This is a genomic window from Roseisolibacter sp. H3M3-2 (assembly GCF_029211165.1).
GTDB lineage: Bacteria > Gemmatimonadota > Gemmatimonadetes > Gemmatimonadales > Gemmatimonadaceae > Roseisolibacter.
In genome coordinates, this window is record NZ_JARGEK010000042.1 from 1 (window position 1) to 20472 (window position 20472).

The following is a 20472-nucleotide window of genomic DNA, read 5'->3' on the forward strand; positions in this document are numbered from 1 at the left end:
CCGGGCCCGCCGCCGCCGCGCGCCGCGCCGGGAGCCACGAGAGCCCGTAGCAGCGCCGCGGCGCCGAGCACCGCGCCGTCGGCCGCGAACGTCAGCGGGCCGCGCGCGCCGACGCCGAACACCAGCGACTCCAGCCCGCGCGCGACGACGAGGAAGGCCGCCGCGCCGATCGCCAGGCCGACCGCCGCCATGCGCGCGCCCTGCCGCAGCACCAGCCCGCCCACCGCGGAGCGGTCGGCGCCGAGCGCCGCGCGGATGCCGAGCTCGCGCCGGCGCTGCGCGACGGCGTAGCTGAGCACCCCGTACACGCCGGTGAGCGCCAGCAGCACCGCCACGACCGCGAAGCCGGCCAGCACCACGACGCCGAAGCGCCGCGTCCCGACCGAGCGCGCGACCACGTCCGGCATCGTCGCCACGTCGTACAGCGGCACCTGCGGGTCCACCGCGGCGGCGGCCGCGCGCAGCGCGCGCGCCGCCCCCTCCTCCGACAGCGTGCCGCGCACCACGACCGTAAGGTTCGTGAACCAGGTCTGCCGCACGTTGTAGTAGACCGTCTCCTTGTCGGGGGCGCCGAGCGCCGCCTGCCGCACGCTCCCCACCACGCCGACGATGACCCCGTCGGGCCCCTGGTTGATGCGCTTGCCGATCGGGTCCTCGTTCGGGAACCACTTCCGCGCCAGCGTCTCGTCGATCACGAACGTGAGGTCGCGCGTGCCGTCGGCGCGCCACGCGTCCTGCGCGCCGAAGGTGCGCCCGCGCAGCAGCGGGATCCCCATCGTGCGGAAGTAGTCCTCGTCGGCCGCCACGATGTTGGCGTGCGGCGGCTCCCCCTGCCCCGCCGTGTCGCGGCCGATGACCCGGAACCGCGAGCTGTTGCTCTGGTCGCGCAGCGGGAGCCACGACGTCAGCCCCACCGACTCGACGCCCGGCGTCGCGCGCAGCCGCTCCTGCAGCGCGGCGTAGAACGCGAGCGCGGCGTCGGTCTTCGCGTACCGCCCGAACGGCAGCGTCACCGCCGCCGCCGTCACCGACGCGGGGCGGAAGCCGGGGTCGACGGCGACCAGGCGCGCCAGGCTGCGCAGCATGACGCCCGAGCCGAGCAGCAGCACGAACGACATCGCCACCTGCGCCACGACCGCGGTGCGCAGCGCGCCGTGCCGCTCGCGCCTCGCCGAGCCGGCGCGCGCGCCGTCGCCCAGCGAGCCGCGCAGGAAGACGCGGGCGCCGCGCAGCGCCGGAAGCGTCCCCGAGAGCAGCGCCGCCAGCAGCGTGGCGCCGGCCGTCGCCGCCAGCACCGGCCCGTCGAGCCGCAGGTCGCGCAGCGCCGTCTGCTCCGCGGGCGCCAGCGCCGCCAGGAGGCGCGTCACCCCCCACCCGAGCGCCACCCCCAGCGCGCCGCCGCCGGCCGCCAGCACCACGCTCTCCCCCATCAGCCGCCGCACCAGACGCCCGCGCGCCGCGCCGAGCGCGGCGTGCACCGCCAGCTCGCGCGTCCGCGCCGTGGCGCGCACCAGCTGGAGGCTCGCCACGTTCGCGCAGGCGATCAGCAGCACCACGCCGACGGCGCCCAGCAGCACGTACAGGATGGGGCGCAGCTGCCCGGCGTCGAAGGCCACGAACGGCACCGCGTACAGGCGGTGCTTCCCGGGCACGCCGTACCGCTCGTCGTCGGGGCCGCCGCGGGCGCGCCAGTCGCGCATCGTCGCGTCGAGCCCCGCCTGCGCCTGCGCCGGCGACACGCCGGCGCGCAGCCGCGCGAAGGCGTTCATGTACTGCCGCCCGCGCTGGTTCTCGCGGAACGCCGAGTCCACGCGCAGGGGCACCAGGAGGCGCGCCTGCCGCGGGTAGCGGAGGTCGGGCTCCAGCACGCCGACCACCGTGTGCGGCTGGTCGTTGATGCGCACCTCACGGCCGACCACCGACGGGTCGCCGCCGAACTGCTCGCGCCACAGCCCGTAGCTCAGCACCGCGACCTGGTGGCGGCCGTCGCGCGAGTCGTCGGCCGTGTACAGCCGCCCCAGGTGCGGGCGCGCCTTGAACACGCCGAACCAGTCGCCGAGCGTGCGCGCGCCCTCGACGCGCACCGACGTGCCCGCGCGCTCGACGACGAAGCCGCGCGGCGCCTGCGCCGCCACCGCCTCGAACAGCGCGCCGCGCTCCTGCAGGTCGAGCACCTCGGGGGGCGCCAGCTCGAGGTCGAGCAGCTTGACCGGGATCAGGTCCTGCCGCAGCGCCACCACCCGGTCGATCTCGGGCGTGGCCACCGGGCGGAGGAGCACCGCCCGGACCGCGCTGAAGATCGCCGTGTTGGCGCCGACGCCGAGCGCGATGCAGAGCACCGCGGCGGCGCTGAACCCGGGGGCGCGGCGCAGGCCGCGCAGGAGGATGCGGAGCTGCGCCAGCATGGGCGGATCTCTATGGCGAAGGGTGACCTGCGACCGCTACTCGGTGCGCAGCACGGCCATCGGGCTCGCGCGCATCGCGCGGCGCGCCGGCGCCCAGCTCCCGAGCGCGGCGATCACGGCCACCACCAGCGAGACCGCGGCGAGCACCCGCGGCTCGAGCGGGCTGGTGTCGTACAGCTCCTCGGCGAGCAGCCGCGTCAGGGCCGCCGCGCCGGCCAGGCCGACGGCGATGCCGACCGCGGTGCGCCGCAGCGCGCCGCCGAGCACGTCCCGCCACACGTCGCCCGGGCGCGCGCCGAGCGCCATGCGCACCGAGAACTCCGCGGCGCGCTGCGCCACCGACTGCGCGACCACGCCGTAGATCCCGACCAGCGCCAGCGCCACCGCGCAGGCCGCGAACGCGCCGAGCAGCAGCGCGCTGAAGCGCGGGCGGGCGGCCGTCGTCATCACGAGCCCCGACATCGGGCGCAGGTCGGCGACGGCGAGCGTCGGGTCGAGCTCCGCGACCGCGGCGCGGATCGCCCCCGCCACCGCCGCCGGCTCGCCGGCGGTGCGCAGCACCAGCGACGCGCTGGCCGGCCCCACGAAGCGCAGCGGCAGGTACATCGCCGCCCGCCCCTCGTCGGTGAGGCCGCGGTGCTTCACGTCGCCCACCACGCCCACCACGCGGAACTTCGGCCCGTCGCTCCCCCACGGCATCAGCTGCTGGCCGATCGGGTCGGCGCCGGCGAACTCCTTCCGCGCGAGCGCCTCGCTGACCACGGCCACCGGCTCGGCGCCCTGGCGGTCGGCCTCGCCGAAGTCGCGCCCGCGCGCGAGCGGGACGCCCATGCTCTGGAAGTAGTCGTCGCCGACCATGTAGAAGTTGGCCATGCGCGCGTCGGCGGTCTCCGTCCCGCGCCCCTCGATGAAGTAGGCGCCCATCGAGACGCCGCCCCCCATCGGGATCGGGGTGCCCGCGCTCGCCGTGCGGACGCCCGGGATCGCGCGCAGCCGCGGCAGCAGCTGCTCCCAGAAGCGCACCGCGGCCGTGTCGTTCGCGTAGCGCGCGCGCGGGAGCGACAGGTGGGCCGTCATCACCTGCTCGGGGGCGAAGCCCGGCTTCACCGACAGCAGGCGGCCGAGGCTCGTGAGCGCCAGCCCGGCGCCGGTGAGCAGCAGCAGCGCCATCGCCACCTCGGCGACGAACAGCCCGTCGCGCAGCCGCGCCCGCGTCACGCCGCCCGTGCTGCTGCGGTTGCCGTCCTTGAGCACGCCGTTGAGGTCGAGCCGCGCCGTCTGCAGCGCCGGCAGCACGCCGGCCAGCACGCTCGCCAGCAGCGCGGTGCCGAAGGTGAAGAGCGCGACGCGCCAGTCGACGCCCGCCTCGTCGAGGCGCGGGATGCTCGTCGGCACCACCGCCGGCAGCGCCGCGCACGCCCACGCCGCCAGCAGCAGCCCGAGCCCGCCGCCGGCCGCGCCGAGCACCAGGCTCTCCGCGAGCTGCGGGCGGGCGAGGTGCCACGGGCGCGCGCCCATCGCCGCGCGCACCGCGACGTCGCGCTGCCGCCCGGCGCCGCGCGCCAGCGTCAGGTTGGCGACGTTCGCGCAGGCCAGCAGGAGCACGAAGCTCACCGCGCCGAGCAGCACCAGCAGCACCGGGCGCACCGACCCGGTGGTCGCCTCGTGCAGCGGGATCACCGGCACCACCGAGTGGTTGCGCTCCTCCTCGAACTCGGCGCCGATGCGCGCCTGGATCGCGGTCAGCTCGGCGCGCGCCTGCGCCGGCGTGACGCCCGGCGCCAGGCGGGCCACGCCCTGCAGGCTGTGGTTCCCGCGCTGCGCGCCCCACGCGCTGTCGCTCATCGCGAACGGCGCCCACACGTCGGCGCGGTCGTTGGGGTAGCTCACCCCCGCGGGGAGCACGCCGACCACCGTGGCCGGGCGCCCGTTGAGCTGGAGCACCCGCCCCACCACGCCGCGGTCGGCGCCGAAGCGCGTGCGCCACAGCCGGTCGGTGAGCATCACCACGTCGGGGGCGCCGGGCGCGTCGTCGTCGGCCCGGAAGGCGCGGCCGACCTGCGGCGTGATCCCGAGCGCCGCCGGGAGCGTCCACGTCACGCGCGCGCCGGCCAGCCGCGCCGGCTCGGCGTCGCCGCCGAGCGTGAAGTCGGCGGCGCGCGCGGCCGCCATCGCGGTGAACGAGCGCGCCGCCGCGCGCCAGTCGTGGAAGTTGGCCGGCGAGAGCACCGCGCGGTCGTTCTTCGACCCCGGGTCGCTCTCGTACAGCGCCACCACGCGGTCGGCGTCGCGGTACGGGTAGGACTTGAGCAGCACCGCGTTCACGACCCCGAACACGGTGGCGTTCGCGCCGATCCCGATGGCGAACGTCGCCACGGCGGCCAGGGCGAAGCCGGGACTGCGGCCGAGCGCGCGGAGCGCCTGGCGGAGGACGACGATCATGGGCGGGGCTCCGGGCGCGCGGTCGGTGCGGTCAGGTCTCGTTCACGTCAACTCAGGCCGTCGTCTCCTCGACCACCCGCCCGTCGAAGAGGTGGATCGTGCGCTGCGCGTGCTGCGCGTAGCGCGGGTCGTGCGTCACCATGCAGACCGTCGCGCCGCCGCGGTGCAGCTCCTGGAGCAGCTCCATCACGCTCTCGCCGTTCGCCGAGTCCAGGTTCCCCGTGGGCTCGTCGGCGAGCAGGATCGCCGGGTCGCCGACCACCGCGCGGGCCACGGCCACGCGCTGCTGCTGGCCGCCCGAGAGCTGCGCCGGGTAGTGCTTCTGGCGGTGGCTCATCCCGACCTTCTCCAGCGCCGCGTGCACGCGCTGGCGCCGCTCGGCGGCCGACAGCGCGGCGTCGCCCGTGCGGTAGGTGAGCGGGAGCTCGACGTTCTCGTAGACCGTCAGGTCGCCGATCAGGTTGAACGCCTGGAACACGAAGCCGATCTGGCGGTTGCGCACGCGCGCGCGCTCCGCGGCGTCGAGCGTCGTGACGTTCTGGCCGGCCAGCTCGTACGTGCCGCCCGACGGCGAGTCGAGGAGCCCGAGGATCGAGAGCAGCGTGGTCTTGCCGCACCCCGACGGGCCGCTCATGGCGACGTACTCGCCCTGGCGGATCTCCATGTGGACGTCGGCGAGGGCGTGCGTCTCGACGTCCTCCGTGAAGAAGACCTTCTTGACGCCGTCGAGGCGGATGAGGGCGTCGGCCGAGCGGGGGGAGGGCGTGAGCGACGAGCGGGCGTCCGTGGCGGTCGTCATGGGGGCGGCCGTGTGGGGTGGGGGGACGGGCGTTCGGAGGGGTTGGACAGCGCGCGGGCGCGGAGGGTTACGCGCGGGCTCGCGCGCCGGGACTCACTTGATGCGCAGGCGGTCCTGGCCGTCCCACTGCGAGACGTCCGAGATGATGACCTTGTCGCCGGGCTTGAGCCCCTGCGTGATCTCGACGGCGTTCACCGAGGTGCGCCCGAGCTTCACCTGCACGCGGCGCGCGGTGCTCCCGTCCGGGTCGAGCACGAACAGCCCGACGGTGCTCTCGGGCTGCCCGTAGGCGGGGCGGCCGACGTGCAGGACGTTCGGCAGCTTCTCGATCTCGATCGTGCCGTCGACGGAGAGGTCGGCGCGGGCGCCGCGCGGCAGCTGCCCCTCCAGCCCGACCTCCACCGTCACGGTGCCGTTCTGCACCGCGGGGTCGACGCGCACCACGCGCCCGGCCACCAGCCCGTTGCGCGTGTCGACGCTCACCTGCTGGCCGATCACGACGTCCTTGGCCTGCGTCTCGGGGACGCGCAGCACCGCCTTGAGCTTCCCCGGCTGCGCGACGCGCGCCAGCAGCTGCCCCGGCACCACCCACTGCCCCAGCTCCAGGTCGAGCTGCTGCAGCACGCCGGCCTCGCCGGCCGTCACCTTCATCGACGCCACGCGGTCGCGCTGGAACTGGGCGACGGCGCGCATCCGCTGCACGTTCGCCTCCTCGAGCGCCAGCTGGCGGCCGAGCGTCTGCTGGAGCATGGTCAGCCGCTCCTGCTCGATCTGGCGGCGCGACGCGAACGCCGCGGCGCGCTCGCGCGCCTGCGCCACCTCGTTCGCGCTCGACAGCCCCTTCTTGTCGAGGGCCTCGATCACCTCGGCGTTGCGCCGCGCGTCGTTGGCCTCGGTGTTGATCGTCGCGACCGTCGCCGCCTGCTGCAGCCGCCCCGACTGGAGCTGGTTGCGCAGCGACACCAGGTTCGCCTCGGCCTGCCCCAGCGCGCGCTCGGCCTCGAGGGCCTCGAGCTGCACGTCGGGGTTGGTCATCTCGAGCAGCACCGTGCCCGGCGTGACCGTCGTGCCGGCCCGCGTGACCAGCTGCTCCACCCGCCCCGCCGTCACCGCGCTGACGATGCGCACGTGCTCGGGGACGAGGGTGCCCGGGGCGCGGACGTTCCGCTCCAGCGTCCCCTGGCGGACGGTGTCGATCCACAGCGTCGCGCGCTCGACCGACGGCGCGGCGGGCTCCAGACGGGTCAGCGCCACGGTGGCGGCGACCGCGGCGACCACGCCGCCGGCGATCAGCGCCACGCGGCCGCGCTTGGACTTCTTGGGGCGTGCGATGTCCACGAGTCGCTCTCTCGGACGGGGAAGACGAAGGAAGGCGTCTCCCCCATAGGCGAGGGCCGTGCCGCGTACGGACGAGCGTAAGTCGTTGAAGAGATTCAACTTCCGTCCGACCGCAGGGGCGCCACCGTTCGGAGGTGGGACGCGGGTGTCCGGAATCGGACACCGCGCGCGGGGTGACCGGGCCCGCCCGGCGCGCGTCCTCTGCCACCGCGACTCCGTTTCAGTCTTCCTGCCCCGCCCCCGTGTCCTGCCCCCCGGCCTGCGCGCTCGCCACCAGCTACGCGCCGGGCCTCGTCGCCCTCTCCGTCGCCCTCGCCGCCCTCGCCTCGCACGTCGCCCTCGACCTCGCCGGACGGACGGCCAGCAGCGTGGGACGCGCGCGCCGCGTCTGGCTGGCCTTCGGCGCCGTGGTCATGGGGGTCGGGATCTGGAGCATGCACTTCGTCGGGATGCTCGCCCTCCGCGTGCACCCGGCGCACGGCGGGGCGGCGGTGCCGGTCGCCTACGACCTGCCGCTCGTCGCCCTCTCCCTCGCGGTGGCGGTCGCGGCGTCGGCGCTCGCGCTGGCGGTGGTGCGCCGCGGCCGGCTCGGGGCGCCCGCGCTCGCCGGGGGCGGCCTGCTGCTCGGCGGGGCCATCGCGGGGATGCACTACGTCGGGATGGCCGCCCTGCGCATCCCCGCCGCCCTGGCCTGGCGCCCGGCCGTCGTCGCCGCCTCGCTGGCCATCGCCGCCGCGGCGGCCACCGCCGCCCTCTGGCTGCTCACCCGCCTCGGGACGGCCAGCACCGCCGGCGAGCGGCGGGCGCGCCTCGGCGCCGCCGGCGTGATGGGGCTCGCCATCGCCGGGATGCACTACACCGGGATGGCCGCCGCCCGCTTCACGCCGGGGAGCGGGGGCGCCGCCGACGGGCTCCTCGCCACCGACGCGCTGGCGGCCGCCGTGGCCGTCGGCGCGGCGCTGATCCTCGGCGTCGCGGTGTTCGCGGCCGCGCAGGACCGCCGCCACCGCGGGCAGCTGGAGCGGTCGCGCGACGCGCTGGCGGCCAGCGAGGCGCGCCTGCGCGCGATCTTCGAGCACGCCGCCCTCGGCATCGCGCTGCACGACGACGACGGCAACATCCTCGAGGTGAACGGCGCCTACGCGCAGATCGTGGGCTACACCCCCGAGGAGCTGCGCGCCATGCGCGCCCCCGAGCTCTCCCCGCCCGAGGAGGCGGCGATCACGCGCGAGCCGGTGCGCGCGCTCAAGGCAGGGGAGACGACGCGCGTCTCGGTCGAGAAGCGCTTCCGCCGCCGCGACGGGGAGCTGCGCCTGTGCGCGCTCACGGTGTCGCGCGTGCAGGCGCTGGCCGACGGGCGCCCGGGGCTGGTCGGGATGCTGCAGGACGTCACCGAGCACCGCGCGCTCCAGGCGACGCTGGTGCACCGCGCCTACCACGACGCGCTCACGGGGCTGGCCAACCGCGCGCGGCTGCACGAGGCGATCGCCGAGGCGCTGGAGCGCTCCCCCGACCCGTCGGCGGTCGCCGTGCTGCTCGTGGACCTCGACGGCTTCAAGCTGGTGAACGACAGCGCCGGGCACGCCGTCGGCGACGCGCTCCTGCGCACGGTCGCCGAGCGGCTGCTGCACGCGACGCGCGGCGCCGACCTCGTGGCGCGCCTCGGCGGCGACGAGTTCGCGGTGCTGCTGCAGCGCGTGCGCGGCGACGAGGACGCGTCGTCGGTGGCCGAGCGGGTGATCGCCGCCGTCTCGCACCCGGTGCCGCTGGCCGGCGGCGGGACCGCGGTCGTCGGGGCGAGCGTCGGGATCGCGCGCGCCGTGGCGCCCGCCGGCGCCGCCGCGGAGGGGGCGCCGGTGCGCCCGGCCGACGCGCTGCTGCGCAACGCCGACCTCGCGCTCTACGAGGCCAAGGCGCGCGGGCGCGGGCAGTGGGCGCGCTTCGAGCCGGAGCTGCACGCCGCGGTGGTCGAGCGGACGGCGCTCGAGCGGGCGCTGCGCCTCGGGCTCGCGCGCGGCGAGATGCGGCTCGTGTACCAGCCGATCGTCGATCTGGCCAGCGGGCGCCTCTCGGGCGTCGAGGCGCTGGTGCGCTGGCACCACCCGGCGCGCGGCGTGATCCCGCCGCTGCAGTTCATCCCGCTGGCCGAGGAGACGGGGCTGATCGTGCCGCTCGGGCGCTGGGTGCTCGAGGAGGCGTGCCGGCAGGGGGCGGCGTGGGCCGCGCTCGGCGGCCCCGCGTTCTCGGTGACGGTGAACGTCTCGGGGCGGCAGCTGCAGCAGGCCGGCTTCGTCGCCGAGGTCGAGCACGCGCTGGCGGCCGCCCGCTTCCCCGCCGAGCGGCTGGTGCTCGAGCTGACGGAGAGCACGGTGATCCAGCAGCCCGAGGTCGCGCGCCAGCGGCTGGAGGCGCTCAAGGCGCTCGGCGTGCGGCTGGCGATCGACGACTTCGGCACCGGCTACTCGGCGCTCAGCTACCTGCGCCAGTTCCCGATCGACGTGCTGAAGATCGACAAGAGCTTCATCGACGCGATCGCGAGCGGCGGGCAGCCCGAGGCGCTCGCGGCGGCGATCGTGGCGCTGGGCGACGCGCTGTCGCTGCGCACGGTCGCCGAGGGGGTGGAGTCGGCCGACCAGGCGGCGGTGCTGGCGCGCATCGGGTGCACGCTGGCGCAGGGCTACCACTTCAGCCGCCCGGTGGACGCGGACGCGCTGTCGCGCTGGCTGGAGGGGCGGGCGGTCGCCGCCTGAGCGGACGGGACGCCCGGCGGGCCCGGCCGGTCCGATCGTGACCGCCGTCACCCCGCGGCACGCGACCGGCACAACACCGCCGCGCCCGCCCTCCATCTGGGGAAGGCGGGCCGACCCGTTGTGGAGTGAGCCCGCATGCCCATTCGTCGTCTCGCGTTCCTGGCCCTCGTGGCCGCCGCCGCCCCGGCGGCCGCCCAGTCCCCCGGCGCGGTGACGCAGCCGCCGCGCACCATGGAGCTCGGCATCGACGCCGGCGCGACCATCGGCCTCGGCGACGAGTCGTCGGTGTCGATCGCGCTCCCCGCCTCGCGGGCGCGCGTCGGCTTCTTCCTCACCAACGACCTGCGCTGGTCGCTCGAGCCCGCGGTCGGCCTGAACTACCGCAAGGTCGAGGGGAGCGACGGCAGCCTGAACTACGACCTCGAGGTCGGCGCGCTGTACCACTTCCGCCCGGCCACCGACCTCGTCGGCCGCCTCGGGCCCAACAGCGAGGCCACCGTGCGGCGCTCCGTCGCCTACGCGCGCCCGTTCATCGGCCTCAGCGGCACCACCGCCGGCGACGGCGACAGCGAGGTGAGCGTCGGCGCGGGGCTCGGCGTGAAGGTGCCGTGGCGCGAGTCGCTCGCCTGGCGCGCCGAGGCGAACCTCGGCTACGGCTTCGACAACGAGGCGCTGCGCCTGGGCGCGCTGCTCGGCCTGTCGTTCTTCACGCGGAACATGACGCGCTGATCGACCGCGGACACGGAGGACACGAAACCGGGGGAGAGACGCGAGCCTGCAGTCCCTCCCCCGGTTTCCGTGTGCTCCGTGTCGAATGCTCCTACCGCGGTCCGCTCCCCGACGTCGCCGCGGGGATCGGCCGGCGCCCGATGGTCCGCTCGAACAGCTCGAAGATCCGCCGGTACTCGTCGGCCCACGACGACGGCCGCACGAAGCCGTGGTCCTCGACCGGGTACGACGCCAGCTCCCAGTCGGTCTTCCCGAGCTCGATCAGGCGCTGCGTGAGGCGCACGATGTCCTGGTAGTGGACGTTCACGTCCACCATGCCGTGCGCCATCAGCAGCGGGTCTTCCAGCCCCTGGGCGAAGAAGATCGGCGACGAGCGGCGGTACGCCGTCGTGTCGCCCTCGGGGAAGTTGAGGATCCGCCCGGTGTACGGGTGGTTGTAGTGCGCCCAGTCGGTGACCGCGCGCAGCGCCGCGCCGGCGCCGAACATCTTGGGCTCGGTGAACAGCGCCATCAGCGTGATGAACCCGCCGTAGCTGCCGCCGTAGATGCCGACGCGCTCCGGGTCGACGCCGTGCGTCTTCTGCAGCCACCGCACGCCGTCCACGTGGTCCTGCAGGTCGCGCCCGCCCATGTGGCGGTAGATCGCGGTGCGCCAGTCGCGCCCGTACCCCGCCGAGCCGCGGTAGTCGATGTCGAGCACCACGTACCCCTTGGACGCCAGGTAGTGGTGGAACATGTACTCGCGGCTGTAGCTCGACCACCAGTTGTGCACGTTGTGCAGGTAGCCCGCGCCGTGCACGAAGATCGCCGCCGCGCCGTTGGGCTGCGCGCCCACGTCCTGCGGGCGGTACACGCGCGCCGGCACCTGCACGCCGTCGGAGCCCGGGACCATCACGATCTCGGGCGCCTTCCACGCGAAGCCGAGCCAGTCGGCGGTCGGCGACGTCGTGAGCTGCGCGCGCGGCGCGTCGGCGCGCGCCGCCTGCACGAACAGCTCGGGCGGCCGGTTGGCCGTCGAGTACACGTCGGCCAGCATCCGCCCGTCGGGCGACGGCTCGACCTGGTGCCCGCCGGCGTCCCGCGTCAGCCGCGTGCGCGCGCCGCCGGCCACCGGCATCGTGTAGAAGTCGCGGTCGAACACCGAGCGCTCGCTCGTGTGCAGCCGGAACTGCGAGCGGTCGGGCGACAGCTCGGCCTGCAGCACCTCGAACTTCCCCTGCGTGAGCTGCCGCTTCCCGGCGCCGTCGGCGCCGACGGTGTAGAGGTGCGCCCACCCGTCGGCCTCGCTCACGAACCACACCTTCCCGTCCGGCAGCCACCCGGCGCACGACGCGCACGGCCCGGCCACCCACGCGCTGTCGCGCAGCACGTCCACCGTGCGCACCGCCCCCGAGTCGCCGACCGCGCTCAGCACGCGCTCCTTGAAGTCGCGCCGCTCGGCGCGCACCAGCGCCGCGGTCCCGGCGTCGTTCCAGCCGAGCAGCTGCACCGACGCCGGCGCGCGCACGGTGTCGGAGGGGAGGACCTTGAGCCAGCGCGCGGCGCCGGTCGGCACGCGCACGTAGGCCACGCGCCCGGTCGCCTGCTCGTCGCCGACCTTGGTGCGCGTCGGCAGCTCCTCGACGTAGCCGCTCTTGGTCACCCAGTCGGGGACCTGCGCGGTGCGGGCGCGCGGCGCCGCCGTGCTGGTCGTCAGCACCAGCGCGTCGCCCCCGGGCGCCACCGCGAACTGCAGCACGCGCTCGTTCGCGTTCAGCCAGAGCGGCGTCGGGCGCAGCGCCTCGCGCGCCTTCCGCTCGGCGGCCTGCACGCTGTCGCGCGCCACGCGGTCGCGGATCACGTCGAACAGCGCCCGCTGGTCGGCCTCCAGCGCGCGGCGCTGCGCGCCCGCGCGCGCGCTGTCGGGCTGCGGCCCCGGGCGCACGTCGGTGAGCTGCTGCACGAAGCCGCCGGCCAGCTCCAGCGCGAACACGTTGTTGTCGCGCACGAAGAACACCCGCTTCCCGTCGGCCGCCACCTGCGGCTGCGACTCGGCGGCCAGCGTGCGGGTGAGGCGCCGCGCCGCGGCCGCGCCGGCGTCCACGCGCCACAGGTCCCCGTCGTGCGCCACCACGCGGAAGCGGCGGTCGCGCGCCCAGCTCCCGTCGGCCACCAGCGGCAGCACCGAGTCGGCCTGCGCGTCGGGGACCCGCTCGGGGCGGGCGCCGGCCTGCGCGCGCACGCGGTACAGGCGCAGCGGCTCGCGCCAGTCGGCCCCGGCCTCGTTCCAGCGGAAGTACACCCACCGCCCGTCGGGCGACCAGCGCACGTCCTGCGGCTCGCGGCCGTACAGCTCGGGGCCGCGCATCATGTTGGCGATCGTGAACTCGAAGCGCGGCGCCTGGGCGCTCTGGGCCGCGGCGGTCGTCAGCGCGGGGAGGAGCGCGGCGAGCGCGAGGAGGGGACGGGGGCTCGGCACGGGAGGGGGCGGGGGCGGGGACGGCGGCCGGCGCGCGCGTCCTGTGCGCGGGCCGGCGACGCCCCAAAGTACGCGTCGGGCCGCCCGCGCGATGCGGGCGGCCCGACGGGGCCCGGCGCCGATCCGTCGGGCGTCAGCGCTCGCGCCGCCCGAACACCGACCAGTCCAGCTCCGCCGAGGGGCGACGCGCCGGCGGCGCCGCGACCGGGTCCTCCCCGGTCAGCACGCGCCGCGAGATCTCGCCGCGCTTGGCCGCCTCGAACGCGCTCCAGTCCAGGCGCGACGCGGCCGCGCCCTGCGGGTCGGCGTCCGGCGCCGCCGGGACGGGGGCGGCGACGGCGGGGTAGTCGCCGGTGTAGAGCGGGCCCGCCGTCCGGCGCGGGGTGCCGAAGAGCCGACGGAGCAGGCCGTCCTTCGGGGCCTCGAGAGGGTCGTGCATGGGCGGATGGGGTGGTGACGTGGCGGGACGCGGACATCCTCGGCGCACTGCGCCATTCTCGCCACGGGGGGCCCGCGCCACAACCGCCCCCCCGGTCAGCGCGCGTGACGTTTCCGTGGGGCCGGGGCGTCGGCCGCCGGCAGCCGCCAGTCGACCTCGGGCTCCCCGGCCTCCCGCAGCGCCGCGTTGGCCCGCGAGAACGGGCGGCTGCCGAGGAAGCCGCGCTTCGCCGAGAGCGGCGACGGGTGCGGCGACTGGAGGACGGCGTGCCGCGACGCGTCGACCAGCGCCGCCTTCCGCTGCGCGTAGGCGCCCCAGAGCACGAACACCACGCGCCGTTCGCGCGCGCCGGCGGCGGCGATCACCGCGTCGGTGAACCGCTCCCACCCCCGGTCGCGGTGCGAGTTGGGCTCCCCGGCGCGCACGGTCAGCACCGCGTTGAGCAGCAGCACCCCGCGCTCGGCCCACGGCACCAGCGACCCGTCGCGCGGCTTGGGCGCGCCGAGATCCGCCTGCAGCTCCCTGTGGATGTTGCGCAGCGACGGCGGGATCGGCGCGTCCGGGCGCACCGAGAACGCCAGCCCGTGCGCCTGCCCCGGCCCGTGGTACGGGTCCTGGCCGAGGATCAGCACCCGCACGTCGTCCGGGGGCGTCAGCGCCAGCGCCGCGAACGTCTCGTCGCGCGGCGGATACACCTCGTGCTCCGCGCGCTCGGCGTCCACGAACGCCGACAGCTCGCGGTACCACGGCTCGCGCGTGAGCGGGCCGAGGATCGGCTTCCAGGAGGCGGGGATCGGGGGGAGCATCGGCGGCGTGCGTGGCTCGTCGTGTCGGGCGTTGCGGGCTGCGGGCTGCGGGCTGCGGGTCCTGCAAATCCGCAGCCCGCAGCCCGCCGCGCCCCTACGCCGCCGCCCGGACCGCGTGCAGCTGCGCCACCGCCTCCCGGTGCTGCGACTCGTCGAACGCCCCCTCGCTGCGCGCCACCACCACCGTCGCCACCCCGTTGCCGATCAGGTTCGTGATCGCGCGCGCCTCGCTCATGAACCGGTCGACCCCGAGCAGCAGCGCCAGCCCCTCGACCGGGACCACGTTCAGCGCCGAGAGCGTGCTGGCGAGCACGATGAACCCCGACCCCGTCACGCCGGCCGCCCCCTTCGACGTGATCATCAGGATGCCGAGGATGGTCAGCTGCTGCCCGACCGACAGGTCGACGCGGAACGCCTGCGCCAGGAAGACCACCGCCATCGACAGGTAGATCGACGTCCCGTCGAGGTTGAACGAGTAGCCGGCCGGCACCACCAGCCCCACGACGCTGCGCGCGCACCCGAACCGCTCGAGCTTCTCCAGCATCCGCGGCAGCGCCGCCTCGCTCGACGAGGTGCCGAGCACCAGCAGGATCTCCTCCTTGATGTGGCGCAGCAGCGCGAACAGCGAGAACCCCGACCAGCGCGCGATCCCGCCGAGCACCACGAACACGAACACCGCCATCGTCAGGTAGACGTCGAGCATCAGCCGGCCGAGCGGCAGCAGCGAGCGGAGGCCGAAGTTGCCGATCGTGTACGCCATCGCGCCGAACGCGCCGATCGGCGCCACCACCATCACCATCCCGACGATCTTGAAGAACACCTCGGCGATGCGCTCCAGCGCCTCCACCAGCGGGCGCCCGCGCGCGCCGAGCGCCGCCAGCGCGACGCCGAAGAGCACCGAGAAGAAGACGATCTGCAGCACGTCCCCCTTCGCGAACGCGTCGACCACGCTCGACGGGACGACGTGGGTGAGGAAGTCCACCCAGTTCATCTCCTGCCCCGCGCTGGCGTAGCGCGAGATGTCGCCGCGCGGCACGCCCGACACGTCGAAGCCGGCGCCGGGCTTCGTGACGTTGACGACGATCAGCCCGATCGCCAGCGCGAACGTGGTGACGACCTCGAAGTAGAGGAACGCCTTGCCGCCGACGCGCCCGACCTTCTTGAGATCGCTCATGTTCGCGATCCCGAGCACGATCGTCAGGAACACGATCGGGCCGACGACCATCTTCACCAGGTTGACGAAGGTGTCGCCCAGCGGCTTCATGGCCTTCGCCGTATCGGGGAAGGCGATGCCGAGCGCGACGCCCAGCGAGATGGCCAGCAGGACCCGGACGGTCAGGTTTCGCGGCAGGAGGCGGCGCATTCCTGCAACGGTAGGACCCGACGCACGCCGCCACCAGGGCACGCCCCGCCGGGACGGCGCCTCCCACACCCCCGCATGCCCCAGCCGCCGCAGCTGCCGGTCATCCTGCTCGTCTCCGCGGTCGGCGGCGCGATGAACGCCGTCGCCGGCGGCGGCACCCTGCTCGTCTTCCCGGCGCTGCTCGGCCTCGGCGTGCCGCCGGTCGCCGCCAACGCCACCTGCACCGTCGCCCTCTGGCCCGGCGCGCTGTCGAGCATGTGGGGGTACCGCCGCGAGCTGTCGGGCGCCGGCGGGTGGGCGGCGCGGCTCGTCCTGCCGTCGGTGCTCGGGGGGCTGGTCGGCGCCGGGCTGCTGCTGCTCGGCGGCGACGCGGTGTTCGCCCGCCTCGTCCCCTTCCTCGTCCTCGGCGCGACGCTGCTGTTCATGGCGCAGCGCCCGCTGGTGCGGCTCCTCGTCGGCCGCCGCCCGCCGGCGGCGCCGCCGGACGGCGCGCTCCCCGTGCCCACCGCCGCCGCCCTCGTCGTCCAGTTCCTCGTCGCCGTGTACGGCGGTTACTTCGGCGCCGGCGCGGGGATCCTCATGCTCGCCGCGCTCGGGCTCCAGGGCTTCGCCAACATCCACCAGATGAACGGCCTCAAGAACTGGTCGGCGCTCTGCTTCAACGCCGTCGCCATCGCGACGTTCGCGCTCAACGGCGCGGTGCAGTGGCGGCTGGCCGCGGTGATGGCGGTCGGCACCACCGTCGGCGGCTACGCGGCGGCCGGCGTGGCGCGGCGCGCGCCGCAGGACGCCGTGCGCGGCGCGGTCGCGCTGATCGGCTTCGCCAGCGCGGCCTGGCTCCTCCTGCGCGGCGGGTGAGCGCGTGACCGGCGCCCGCGCGGCGTTCAAGCCGCTCCCCCTCGTCGCCGCCGCCCTCGCGCTGACGCTCGTCGTCCTCCTCCCGACCCCCGACGGCCTCTCGGTCGCCGGCCAGCGCGTGCTCGGCGTGCTCGCCCTCGCGATCGTCGTCTGGATCACCGAGGCGGTGAGCTACCCGGTGAGCGCGGCGCTCGTCGTCACCCTCGGCGCGCTGCTGCTCGGCGCCGCCCCGCCGTTCGCCGCCGGCGCGACTGCCGCCCCGGGCGCGCGCCTCGGCACCACGAAGGCGCTCGGCCTCTTCCTCGAGGGGTTCGCCGCGCCGGCGGCGGCGCTCGTCGCGGCGGCGGTGTTCCTCGCGGCGGCCATGCGCCACACGGGGCTCGACCGCCGCCTCGCGCTCCTCGTGCTGCGCCGCACCGGGACGAGCCCCGGCGGGATCCTCGCCGGCGCGATCCTCGTCGGGATCGTGCTCGCCTTCTTCGTCCCGAGCACCACCGCGCGCGTCGGCGCCATCGTGCCGATCATGGGCGGGATGGTCGCCGCCTTCGGCCTCCCGGCGAACAGCCGGCTCGCCGCGTGCCTGATGATCACCACCGCGCAGGCCGCGACCATCTGGAACGTCGCCATCAAGACGGCCGCCGCGCAGAACCTGCTCGCGGTGGGGCTCATCCAGCAGGCGCTCGGCGTCACCGTCACCTGGACCGCGTGGTTCCGCGCCGCCGCGCCGTGGGCGCTGGTGATGACGGGCGTGCTCTGGCTGGTGATGCGCGCCGTCGTCCCGCCCGAGCCGGTGGGCGGCGCGGCCTCGCGCGACGCGGTGCGCGCGCAGCTCGCGCAGCTCGGCCCCGTGCGCGCCGCCGAGTGGCGGCTGGTGGCGGTGGCGGTGGCGCTGCTCGCGCTGTGGACCACCGAGGGGACGCTGCACCCGCTCGACACCAGCACGACCACGCTCGCAGCGGTGACGCTGCTGCTCCTGCCGCGCGTCGGCGTGCTGGCGTGGGAGGAGGCGGAGCGGCTGGTGCCGTGGGGGACGGTGCTGCTCTTCGCCGTCGGCATCTCGCTCGGCTCCGTCCTCATCGCCACCGGCGCCGCGGCGTGGCTGTCGCGCGCGACGCTCGGCGCGCTCGGCGTCGCGGCGCTGTCGCCGCTGGCGATGGTCGCCGTCCTGTCGGCGATCAACATCGTCGTCCACCTCGGCTTCGCCAGCGCGACGTCGCTGTCGGCGACGTGGATCCCGATCGTGCTGGCGTTCGTCGCCGGGCTGCACCGCCCCGACGTGCCGGCGCTCGGCATGGTGCTGATCCAGCAGTTCGTCGTGAGCTTCGGCTTCCTGCTCCCGGTGAACTCGCCGCAGAACATGGTCGCCTACTCGACCGGGGCGTTCACGACGCGCGACTTCCTGAAGACCGGGATCTGGATCACCGTCGTCGGCTACCTCCTGCTGCTCGCGCTGGCGGCGACGTGGTGGCGGTACATCGGGCTCCTCTGAGGGTGGGCGCCGCACGCGGCGGGCTGCGGGCTGCGGGTTCGAGATCCGCAGCCCGCGGCCCGCAGCACGACCCGACTCACTCCGCCCGCAGCGCGATGCTCGGATCCACCCGCGTCGCCCGCCGCGCCGGCACGAACGCCGCCCCCGCCGCCACCGCCGCGAGCGTGACCGCGACCGCCGCGTACGTCGCCGGGTCCGTCGGGCGCACGCCGTAGAGCAGCCCCGACGCCGCGCGCGCCAGCAGGAGCGCCAGCACCAGCCCCGCGCCGATGCCGAGCGCCGCGACGCGCGCCACGTGCCCCACCACCAGCGCCACCACGTCGCGCGACGCCGCGCCGAGGGCGACGCGGATCCCCAGTTCGCGCACGCGCTGCGCGACCGCGTACGCGACCACGCCGTGCGTCCCCACCACCGCCAGCGCCAGCGCCGCCGCCGCGAACGCGCCCACCAGCAGCAGCGGGAAGCGGCGCAGGAACACCGACTCCGACTGCCGCACCAGGCTCTCCATCGGGTACACCTGGTAGAGCGCCACCTCGGGGTCGATCTCGCGCACCGCCGCGCGGATCGCCGCCTCCACCGCCGCCGGCTCGGCGCGCGTGCGCACCACGACGCGCATCGAGATGTCGGGGGCCTGCGCGAACGGCACGTAGTACGTCGGCGTCGCGGCCGCGTCCTCCAGCCGCCCGATCGACACGTCGCCCACCACGCCCACCACCGTCGCCGGCTCGCGCCCCATCAGGTCGAGCCGCCGGCCGATCGGGTCCTCGGTCCCCCACGCCTCGCGCGCCAGCGACGCGCTCACCACCACCAGCGGCGACGCCGACGAGTCGACGCGCTCCGGGAACGTCGCGCCGCGCAGCAGCGGGATCCCCATCGTGCGGAAGTAGTCGCGCGTCACGCTGCGGAAGCTCGCCGACGGCTCGCGCCCCGGCGGCGGCTCGGGCGCGCCCACCACGCGGTAGCTGCCGCTGTTCCCCGGGTCGAGCGGGAGCTTGGTCGTCATCCCCACGCTCTCGACGTCGGGGAGCGCCCGCAGCCGCTCCTCCAGCCGCTCGAAGAAGGCCACGCGCGCCGGCCGCGACGCGTACGCCACGCGCGGCAGCGGGATGAACGCCGTCGCCACCCGCTCGGCGCGGAAGCCGGGGTCCACCGCGAACAGCTCCGACAGGCTGCGCCCGAACAGCGCCGCGCCGGTGAGCAGCACCACCGTCAGCCCCAGCTCGGCCGCCACCAGCCCGTCGCGCAGCCGCCCGCCCGCCGCGCCGTCGGAGAGCCCGCGCCCGCCGTGCAGCGCCTCGGCGCGGCGCGGCCGCACCAGCCGCCACGCCGACACCAGCTCGAACGCCGCGCCCGCCAGCATCACCGACGCCAGCAGCGCCAGCGCGAGCCGCGGGCCGCCGACGTCGGCGAGGTACGGCATCCCGCGCAGCCGCTCGGGCGGGATGGCCGCCACCAGTGCGCGCACGCCCACCGTCGCCAGCGCCAGTCCGAGCGCGCCGCCGAGCGCCGAGAGCAGCACCCCCTCGGTGACGAGCTGCCGCGCCAGCCGCCCGCCGCCGGCGCCGAGCGCGGCGCGCACCGTCAGCTCGCGCCCGCGCGCCGCGCCGAGCACCAGCAGCAGGTTGGCGACGTTCGCGAGCGCCACCACCAGCACCAGCGCCGCCGCGCCGAGCACCGTCACCAGCACCGGGCGCACCGGGCCCGTGACGGCGTCGCGCAGCGGCTCGGCGCGCAGCCCGAGCCCGACGCCGTTGCGCGGGTGCTCGACCGCCAGCGCCGCGGCCAGCGCGTCCAGCTCGCGCGCCGCGCTCGTCTCGGTCGCGGCGCCGCGCAGCCGCGCGATCCCGCGGAACCAGCTCATCGTGCGCCGGGGGCGCCAGTCGGCCGGGCGGTCGAACGGCACCCACACGTCGGCCTCGCCCACCGGCGCGAACTGGAAGTCGGCCGGCAGCACGCCGACCACCGTGTACGACGCGCCGTCGAGCGGCAGCGTGCGCCCGACCACCGACGGGTCGCCGCCGAACTGCCGGCGCCACAGCCCGTGCGACAGCACGACCACGCGCCCGTTCCCCGCTTCGTCCTCCCCCTCCACGAAGAAGCGCCCCGCGGCCGGGCGCACGCCGAGCGTCGCGAAGAAGTTCGCGCTCGTCTTCCCCGCCCACAGCACGCGCGGCTGGTCGGCGCCGAGCACCATGCGGTTGCTGTGGTAGCCGGCCACCGACGCCAGCGACGGGACGCGCGTGCGCAGGTCGAGCAGCTCGGGGTACGAGAGGTCGCCGCGCTGCGTCGGGTCGCCGGTCTCGTGGCGCCACACCGCCACCAGCCGGTCGGGCGCCGCGTACGGGAGCGGGCGGAGGAGCGCCGCGTCGGCCACGGCGAACACCGCGCCGGTCACGCCGAGCCCGAGGCCGAGCGTGAGCAGCACCGCCGCCGTGAACGCCGGGCGCCGGCGCAGCGCGCGCGCCGCGAAGCGCAGGTCCTGCCACCAGCTCTCCCACCACTCGGCGCGTGCCGCGCGCAGCACCGGCCCGGCGTCGAGCGCCGGCACCGTGCCGAGCGCCGCCGCCACGTCGCCGAACTCGCGCGGCGCCGGGCG

General features: G+C 76.1%; 13 protein-coding genes. 4 read left to right on the forward strand and 9 right to left on the reverse strand.

What is annotated here, in order from left to right; all coding sequences use genetic code 11:
• The 4 genes from PYV61_RS05910 to PYV61_RS05925 all read right to left on the reverse strand — a co-directional run.
• Positions 1-2405: ABC transporter permease (locus tag PYV61_RS05910; protein WP_275829298.1), on the reverse strand; the 2405-nt coding region annotated here is incomplete at its 3' end.
• Between the two features lie 36 nt (positions 2406-2441).
• Positions 2442-4847 (reverse strand): ABC transporter permease, encoded by a 2406-nt coding sequence (locus tag PYV61_RS05915; RefSeq protein ID WP_275829300.1) that lies wholly within the window; start codon positions 4845-4847, stop codon positions 2442-2444.
• A gap of 52 nt (positions 4848-4899) precedes the next feature.
• Complete coding sequence (locus PYV61_RS05920) at positions 4900-5646, reverse strand: ABC transporter ATP-binding protein (protein ID WP_275829302.1); 747 nt, start codon at positions 5644-5646, stop codon at positions 4900-4902.
• A 93-nt stretch (positions 5647-5739) separates the two neighbouring features.
• Positions 5740-6984, reverse strand: a complete 1245-nt coding sequence (locus tag PYV61_RS05925) for an HlyD family efflux transporter periplasmic adaptor subunit (RefSeq protein ID WP_275829304.1) — start codon at positions 6982-6984, stop codon at positions 5740-5742.
• Between the two features lie 242 nt (positions 6985-7226).
• Between PYV61_RS05925 and PYV61_RS05930 the strand changes: the two genes are divergently transcribed.
• Together PYV61_RS05930 and PYV61_RS05935 are read left to right on the forward strand one after the other, a co-directional pair.
• The gene (locus PYV61_RS05930; protein WP_275829306.1) at positions 7227-9734 is read left to right on the forward strand and encodes an EAL domain-containing protein; all 2508 of its coding nucleotides are present in this window, start codon (positions 7227-7229) and stop codon (positions 9732-9734) included.
• 135 nt (positions 9735-9869) lie between these two features.
• Positions 9870-10463 carry an outer membrane beta-barrel protein gene (locus PYV61_RS05935; RefSeq protein WP_275829308.1) on the forward strand — a complete coding sequence of 198 codons (594 nt, stop codon included), beginning with the start codon at positions 9870-9872 and terminating at the stop codon, positions 10461-10463.
• A gap of 91 nt (positions 10464-10554) precedes the next feature.
• Here the strand turns inward: PYV61_RS05935 and PYV61_RS05940 are convergent, their stop codons facing one another.
• The 4 genes from PYV61_RS05940 to PYV61_RS05955 form a co-directional block, all read right to left on the reverse strand.
• The gene (locus tag PYV61_RS05940) at positions 10555-12921 is read right to left on the reverse strand and encodes a prolyl oligopeptidase family serine peptidase (RefSeq protein ID WP_275829310.1); all 2367 of its coding nucleotides are present in this window, start codon (positions 12919-12921) and stop codon (positions 10555-10557) included.
• Positions 12922-13054: 133 nt separating this feature from the next.
• Positions 13055-13360: a hypothetical protein gene (locus PYV61_RS05945; protein ID WP_275829312.1), complete on the reverse strand. Its 306-nt coding sequence runs from the start codon at positions 13358-13360 to the stop codon at positions 13055-13057.
• A gap of 95 nt (positions 13361-13455) precedes the next feature.
• On the reverse strand, positions 13456-14166 hold the full coding sequence (gene ung / locus PYV61_RS05950) for a uracil-DNA glycosylase (RefSeq protein ID WP_275829314.1): 711 nt from the start codon (positions 14164-14166) through the stop codon (positions 13456-13458).
• Positions 14167-14260: 94 nt separating this feature from the next.
• Complete coding sequence (locus tag PYV61_RS05955) at positions 14261-15529, reverse strand: dicarboxylate/amino acid:cation symporter (protein WP_275829316.1); 1269 nt, start codon at positions 15527-15529, stop codon at positions 14261-14263.
• Positions 15530-15604: 75 nt separating this feature from the next.
• Between PYV61_RS05955 and PYV61_RS05960 the strand changes: the two genes are divergently transcribed.
• Both PYV61_RS05960 and PYV61_RS05965 read left to right on the forward strand, forming a co-directional pair.
• Complete coding sequence (locus tag PYV61_RS05960) at positions 15605-16387, forward strand: sulfite exporter TauE/SafE family protein (RefSeq protein ID WP_275829318.1); 783 nt, start codon at positions 15605-15607, stop codon at positions 16385-16387.
• A gap of 4 nt (positions 16388-16391) precedes the next feature.
• On the forward strand, positions 16392-17876 hold the full coding sequence (locus PYV61_RS05965) for a DASS family sodium-coupled anion symporter (RefSeq protein ID WP_275829320.1): 1485 nt from the start codon (positions 16392-16394) through the stop codon (positions 17874-17876).
• 76 nt (positions 17877-17952) lie between these two features.
• Here PYV61_RS05965 and PYV61_RS05970 read toward each other — a convergent pair.
• Positions 17953-20472 (reverse strand): ADOP family duplicated permease (locus PYV61_RS05970; protein WP_275829321.1); only part of this gene is annotated, 2520 nt, incomplete at its 5' end.